Here is a 6,683-nt window from a genome sequence, read left to right as displayed (position 1 = left end):
ATGTTTAAAACGACTGATTAAATGACAGTTTGCAAGAAAAGGGATTCGCCATTTACACAAAATTATTGACGGTCCCTTGAGAAGAAATTTTTCATGTTATGGAAATGTTAAAAGACCTTCTACAATTTATACAACCAATAACAAATCAAAAGAAACAGAGGATTTCTTTCGTTCCTCTGTCTTCGCAATTTTATGTTTCGATAGAACAGCTTCTTCATACTGGTTTACTTCATTTGGTTACTAAAAACCAAATAGTAAAACACCTAATTTCATCCGAGTGGCACTTCCTGTCTTAGTGAAACAATTTGCTTTGTTTCCTGTGATTCAAGTGCCGCTAAAATAATTTGCAGAGATTTCAAGCCTTCTTCGCCGTTGATAAGCGGTTCTTTGTTTTCCTGAATGCTTTCAATAAAATGATCAATTACATGCGAGTTTGTCTGCCCGCCTTCTTCATTGGTTTGGATTTTATCCAATTTATGATTCACTACATTACCGTTGCGGTATTCTTCAATAAGGGAATATTCCGGATCTGCTTCTAGACGGAGCACACCCTTTTCTCCATAAATAATTGTAGAATTGTCGCCGCCCGAAACGTAGGCCCAGCTTGCAGCAAGCGTGCCAATAATGCCGCTCTCTGTTCTTAAAATACAAACCGCATTGTCATCCACTTCCGTATTTTGTTTTGCATTTGTTTCAATGAACGCACCTACTTCTGAAAACTCGCCAAGCAAATAACGCATTAAATCTGATTTGTGTACGCCAAGATCGCCCATTGCGCCGATAAACGCCTGCTCTTTATTAAAAAACCAGCTTCCAGCTCCATCTATACTCCACGCTTCAGGACCTGGATGGCCAAATGTTGTTTTAAAGCTGTAAACCTTCCCAAGCTTGCCGCTGTCGATGATCTCTTTTGCCGTCTGATGTGAAGACACGAAACGCTGGTTGTGGGCAATCATCAGCTTTTTATTGCTTACTTTTGCCGCTTCAATCATGGCTTCTGCTTCCTCTTTTGAAGTAGCCATCGGCTTTTCACATAAAACATGCTTGCCTGCATTTAACGCATCAATAGATACAGGCGCATGCAAATAGTTAGGCAAACATACACTGACGGCATCAATATCATGAAGAGCTATTACCTCTTTATAATCGGTGTAGGCTTTTGCACCATACGTTGCTGCCATTTCTTCTGCACGTTCTGCCACAATGTCGCATACCGCTGCAATCTCTACCTGATTGTTCGCTTTATATTCAGGAAGATGACGATATTTTGCAATACTCCCACATCCGATAACCGCTACCCTTAATTTATTCATTCTCTTTTCCTCCCCAGTCTTATACTGCTGCATTTGGTTGTTTTATTAACGGCGGGCAATTGCAACTGCTTTCCATTATGTAATGCCTTCCCTGTTCGGATGACAGATGAATGCCATGCATAATTTCAAGAACGTGCAGTGCCATCTCTCCATTTGCGCGTGGTTGTCTGTCTGTTTCAATCGCTTCCGCCATATCTGCAAGTCCGATTCCACGCAGGTTATCGAGAGCATCTCCTTCTGGCTTTATTTCTTTCCATTCTTTTTCATCGTGTCTTTTCACTAAAACAGGCTGGTTGAAATGATTAGGATCCGGGAGGCTAATCGTGCCCTCTTCACCGTAAATTTCAATGAATGGCGCGCGTGCTGCAGATACATCAAAGCTTGTTGTAATTGTTGCCGTGGCCTCATTTATAAAATCTAGAATGCCGGTAACATGAGTTGGAACTTGAACGGTAATTTTTTCTCCGTATTTTGCTTCACTTGTAATGGTACGCTCTGGGAATGTAATTCGAGCGGATCCAGTAATGCGGTTTACCGGACCCATCAAGCTGACAAGTGCCGTAAGATAATACGGACCCATATCAAACATCGGCCCGCCGCCTGCATGATAAAAAAATTCGGGATTCGGATGCCATGATTCAGGCCCCCGTGACATCATGAATGCGGTTGCACCAACCGGTTTTCCAATAACTCCATCTTTCATTAATTGGCCGGCAAGCTGAATGCTGCCGCCTAAAAAAGTGTCCGGTGCGGAACCGACTGTGACATTGTTTAAACGTGCAGCGTCCATAATCCTCTTTCCATCTTCCAATGAAACAGCAAGCGGCTTTTCTGAGTATACATGCTTCTTTTGTTCAATAGCTTGGAGTGCTACTGTTGCGTGAGCGTGCGGAACCGTTAAGTTCAAAATAATATCAATATCCGGTGAAGCGATCATTTCCTCGACACTGTATACAGATTCAACACCATATTTACGAGCTGCTTCTTCGGCTTTTGCCTTGTCTAAATCCGCACAAGCACTAATATTAAACTGCGGAAAGCGGCGGCTATTTTCCAAATAAATGCCACTAATATTTCCACAGCCGATGACACCAACATTTACTGCCATCTTTATCCCCCTTTTTAGTTGCCTGTAAGATGCGGCAGTTTCGTTTTTAAATAGTTAATGCTGATTTCAATACTTTCAAACGGAGACTTACGAGTCATATCTTGTTCTACTATCCACCACTCTACATTGGACTCTTCACCTGCTGCCAGGACCTCATCAAGATCCACACCGCCTGTGCCCAGCTCTGCAAAAAACTGCTCCTCATCTGTTGTCATATCTTTTAAATGAACGAGAGGTGTTCTTCCGTTATAACGACGAAGCCAGTCAATCGGCTGTTCCCCAGCTTTAGTCAGCCAATACACATCGAATTCTGCTTTTACATTTTTTGAGTCCGTATCATCAAAAATGGCTTCAAGTGCCGTCTGGCCATCTGATAAGCGGTCCAGTTCAAAATCGTGATTGTGATAGCAAAGCGTAATACCTTCCTGGCGGCATGTTTCCCCAGCTTCATTCAGCAAGGCAATAAGCGCTCTATAATCTTCTTCACTTCGCTGCTCTGGAAGTAAATATGGACAAACCACAAATTTACTGCCCAATGTTTTTTGATCTTCAATAACTTGTGCCAAATTTGTTTTCAATTCGTCCAGCGGCACATGGCTTGACGCGGCTTTTAGCCCTAGCTCATCCAGCAATGTCCGGACTTCAGCAGCGGACAGCCCTCCATATCCTGCAAATTCAACACCATCGTAGCCAAGCTCTGCTACCTTTTTTAATGTGCTGGCAAAATCCTTCTCGCTTTCATCACGCAAAGTAAACATTTGAACTGCTACCGGAATCGCTTTCATTTTATTTCTCCTTTTTTGTTATATGATTAATCTGACTACAGCATATAACGGACAATTAAAAATGAACATAAATGATATAATTAAAACATGTACAATTTTGCTATTATGTAAAAAAGCGAGTGAATGATATGGATATACATGTATGCGGTTACTCTTATCACACACAGGGGTTTTATTCCCAGCACAAACCTGGATCTGCAAGTTATTTGTTTCGTTTGCAAACGGAAGGGTCATGTGAAGCAAAAATCAATGGGGAGAAACTTTTGATCAAAAAAGGCGATCTTTTAATGGTTCACCCAGAAGATCACTACGAACTTTTTGTTAAAGAAAAGGTTGGCAGCGGTGATTATTACCTCATTTGCAACGACGCTTGGCTTGATGAATGGTGGTCCCGATCAGCAAAACGGACAATTTCACACATTGGGATTAATGAAACCCTCATTTCCTTGTGGCAGAATATCATCATTGAGGAACGCAGGCCCTCATCCAGTGACAACAAAATGATCACCAGCTATTTGCTGCGAGCGCTTTGTCTATCCCTCGAACGGGCCTCCACTGAAACGAATCCTGCTTTTTCTCGTCCCTATTCAGTGACACGTATGATGCGGTATATTGAGGAGCATGCACTGACAACATTCAAAGCAGACGATGTAGCGCAGCATGCAGGACTCAGCCTATCACGATCTGTCCATCTCTTTAAAAGCTGTGTTGGAAAAACGATGGTTGAATATGCTCAAGAGATTCGTTTGTCCTCTGCCATTGACCGGATGATATACACGAATATGACACTTGAACATATTGCGATCGAATGTGGATTTGGTTCTTATTCCTACTTTTGCAAAGTATTTAAGAAAAAGTACGGAACCGCACCCGGAGCATACAGAAGGTTAAGATCAAACGTGGTCATTAACGATAATCAGACAGATTACTCTTGAAAAGGACAGAAGTGATGATAGAAACAAAATCATATGAACTTCTCCACCAAATCTTTGGTTTAAATGGAGAGGTTCATATGAAGGAAGTTTCGCAAATCATTTGGATCTGACGTATAAATTGAAACAGGGCGGCGGATTGGTATCGCAATTCTCTGTTCAGGGAACGGCCAGGGCAATACGATTATGACTAAAGTGTTTGAATAGACTAAGGATACAAATAATAGAATTTTGAAGCGGCCGATCGGCTGCTTTTTCTACTTTAATTAAGCGATAAACTGAATAATTGTCTTTAATTGAACTACCGCCCACTTACCCAATCTTGGCGGTACTCCCATTTCCCCTTCTTAACTTTTAATTTCTTTTATTTATTTTTACAATTTTTTAAATAGGGCTATTTTACAATAAGGTAATTTTTATCATTTTAGAGTAATCAATCCTTTTATTTCAATTAAATATTAAATTTTATACATTAAATTTAATTTTTTATGAACTAAAACCCTTCTCTTTCCCCAATTTTGGTCTTTTATTATATTTTCTGATTATTACGAAAAAAGGAACGATTTTCCTATGGATAGTAATGGTATAGTAACATTTTATTTACAATAAATAACTACAATATTACATAGTTACGTTTAATATCTAAATTTTATAAAAGAAAGGAATGAATGCATGATCGCTTTAAGAAGATTTGAAGGATACAGTATCAGCCGGTTTCAAAGAGATCTGCTTGCTGGGTTAGTCGTAGGGGTTGTCGCAATTCCATTAGGAATGGCTTTTGCGATTGCTTCTGGTGTAAGACCGGAGTATGGATTATACACGACCATTATTGCCGGCATTTTGGTTTCGCTTTTAGGAGGCTCCAAATTCCAGATTGCGGGTCCTACAGGAGCTTTTGTTCCTATTCTTTTTGCGGTTGTTTCCCAGTATGGATATGAAAATCTTCTGATTGCCGGATTCATGGCCGGAATCCTGCTTCTCCTTGCCGGTCTTTTGAAAGCAGGACGGTTTATTAAGTTCATTCCGCGCCCTGTTACAATAGGATTTACAGCCGGCATTGCCGTCATTATTTTTTCCGGGCAAATCGCTAACTTTCTTGGTTTGCGAGACATTAAGAAACATGAAGAATTTCACTTAAACATGATAGAGATTATGCTGCACATTGGATCAGTTAATCCAATCAGTGTGCTGATTTCCTTTATCTGCCTCGGAACAATCATTTTAATGACAAAATATGTTCCTAAAATACCTGGACCTCTGGCTGGTTTGCTGATTTCAAGCGTTATCGCCTTTTTCTTTTTTCGCGGTCAAGTAGAGACCATCGGCACGGCATTTGGAGCGATTCCAAGCGGACTGCCGGCTTTTCAATTTCCAGCGATCACATGGGAAACAGTGATTATGCTTTTGCCTGCTGCATTTGTGATTGCCGCCTTAGGAGGAATCGAGTCTCTTTTATCAGCCGTTGTAGCTGATAATATGAGTAAAGAAAAACACCACAGCAATAAGGAACTCGTTGGACAAGGAATTGCCAATATGGTGACTCCTTTGTTTGGCGGCATTCCCGCTACAGGTGCCATTGCCAGAACAGCTACCAATATTAAAAACGGGGCAGCTTCTCCTTTATCAGGCATTGTGCATGGCCTTGTCGTGCTGCTCGTCGTGCTTCTGTTAGCTCCTTATGCTTCGCATATTCCAATGGCGAGTATGGCGCCGATTTTAATGTTCGTGGCTTGGAATATGAGTGAACGAAAAGAATTCCGTCACATTGTACAAACAAAAAGTGCGGATTCAGCTGTCCTAATTGTTACATTTTTGTTAACAGTTTTCACCGATTTAACGACTGGAGTAGGAGCCGGATTGCTGTTAGCCCTGCTTATGTTTGTGATCAAAATGAGCCGTGGCTTAAAGGTTTCTAAAGTACTTCCGGATCCAGAAGACAAATTGGTAAAGCCAGAAATGGTTGCTCAAGGTAAAAACTGTCCTCAAATCAGCATGTATACCATTGAAGGACCGTTGTTTTTTGGATCAACTGAAAAGTTTGAAGAAGCCGTTGACCACATTTTAGAGTCAAAACCAAAAGTGCTGCTGCTGCGCATGAGCAACGTTTCTTTTATTGACACCTCAGGTGAAGCACTTCTTGTTTCCATTGCCAATCAGTTGAAAGATCAGGGCGGACAATTACTGCTGTCAGGATTGAAACGACAGCCGAAAGAATTGCTTTCAAGCACAAGTTTTTATCAGCATCTCGGTGAAGAATATTTCTTTGACCGTACGGGAAAAGCGTTAAACTATGCGTTAGCTCGTTTAAATGCCGAAACGTGCCTCGGCTGCAGACAGCGTGCGTTTAAAGAATGTGCCAAGCTTTCCAAACAGCCAGCCGGGCAAGCAAAGCAAGCGCGTAAAGGGTTAGCTGTTACTTAAAAATTTTCCACACTTTCTTTGACTGCAATTGAAAAAGCTGGCCAGAATTGATCTGACCCAATAAAGTTAGACAAAAAAGTTTAGGCAGCTTCCAAGACCTGAGTCCGGTATTCTATTGGACTTA

General features: G+C 41.2%; 5 protein-coding genes. 2 read left to right on the top strand and 3 right to left on the bottom strand.

Annotated features, from left to right (window positions below; genetic code table 11):
* Positions 1-269: 269 nt before the first annotated feature.
* From RG959_RS23675 to RG959_RS23665, 3 genes are read right to left on the bottom strand one after another with little or no spacing between them, the layout of a single operon-like run.
* Positions 270-1,313, bottom strand: coding sequence for a Gfo/Idh/MocA family protein (locus RG959_RS23675; RefSeq protein ID WP_342799254.1), 1,044 nt, complete (start codon positions 1,311-1,313; stop codon positions 270-272).
* A 19-nt stretch (positions 1,314-1,332) separates the two neighbouring features.
* A complete protein-coding gene (locus RG959_RS23670) occupies positions 1,333-2,421 on the bottom strand; it encodes a Gfo/Idh/MocA family protein (RefSeq protein WP_342799253.1) in 1,089 nt (362 codons plus the stop codon).
* Positions 2,422-2,435: 14 nt separating this feature from the next.
* Positions 2,436-3,206 carry a sugar phosphate isomerase/epimerase family protein gene (locus RG959_RS23665; protein WP_342799252.1) on the bottom strand — a complete coding sequence of 257 codons (771 nt, stop codon included), beginning with the start codon at positions 3,204-3,206 and terminating at the stop codon, positions 2,436-2,438.
* Positions 3,207-3,334: 128 nt separating this feature from the next.
* Between RG959_RS23665 and RG959_RS23660 the strand changes: the two genes are divergently transcribed.
* Both RG959_RS23660 and RG959_RS23655 read left to right on the top strand, forming a co-directional pair.
* Positions 3,335-4,141: an AraC family transcriptional regulator gene (locus RG959_RS23660; protein WP_342799251.1), complete on the top strand. Its 807-nt coding sequence runs from the start codon at positions 3,335-3,337 to the stop codon at positions 4,139-4,141.
* Positions 4,142-4,810: 669 nt separating this feature from the next.
* Positions 4,811-6,559, top strand: a complete 1,749-nt coding sequence (locus tag RG959_RS23655; protein ID WP_342799250.1) for a SulP family inorganic anion transporter — start codon at positions 4,811-4,813, stop codon at positions 6,557-6,559.
* The last annotated feature ends 124 nt before the right edge of the window (positions 6,560-6,683 follow it).

Origin of the sequence: Domibacillus sp. 8LH, assembly GCF_038806185.1 — a bacterium.
In the GTDB taxonomy this organism is placed as follows: Bacteria; Bacillota; Bacilli; order Bacillales; family Domibacillaceae; genus Domibacillus; species Domibacillus indicus_A.
The sequence above is the reverse complement of the archived record's forward strand: the minus strand, read 5'-3'. Positions and strand labels throughout refer to the sequence as shown.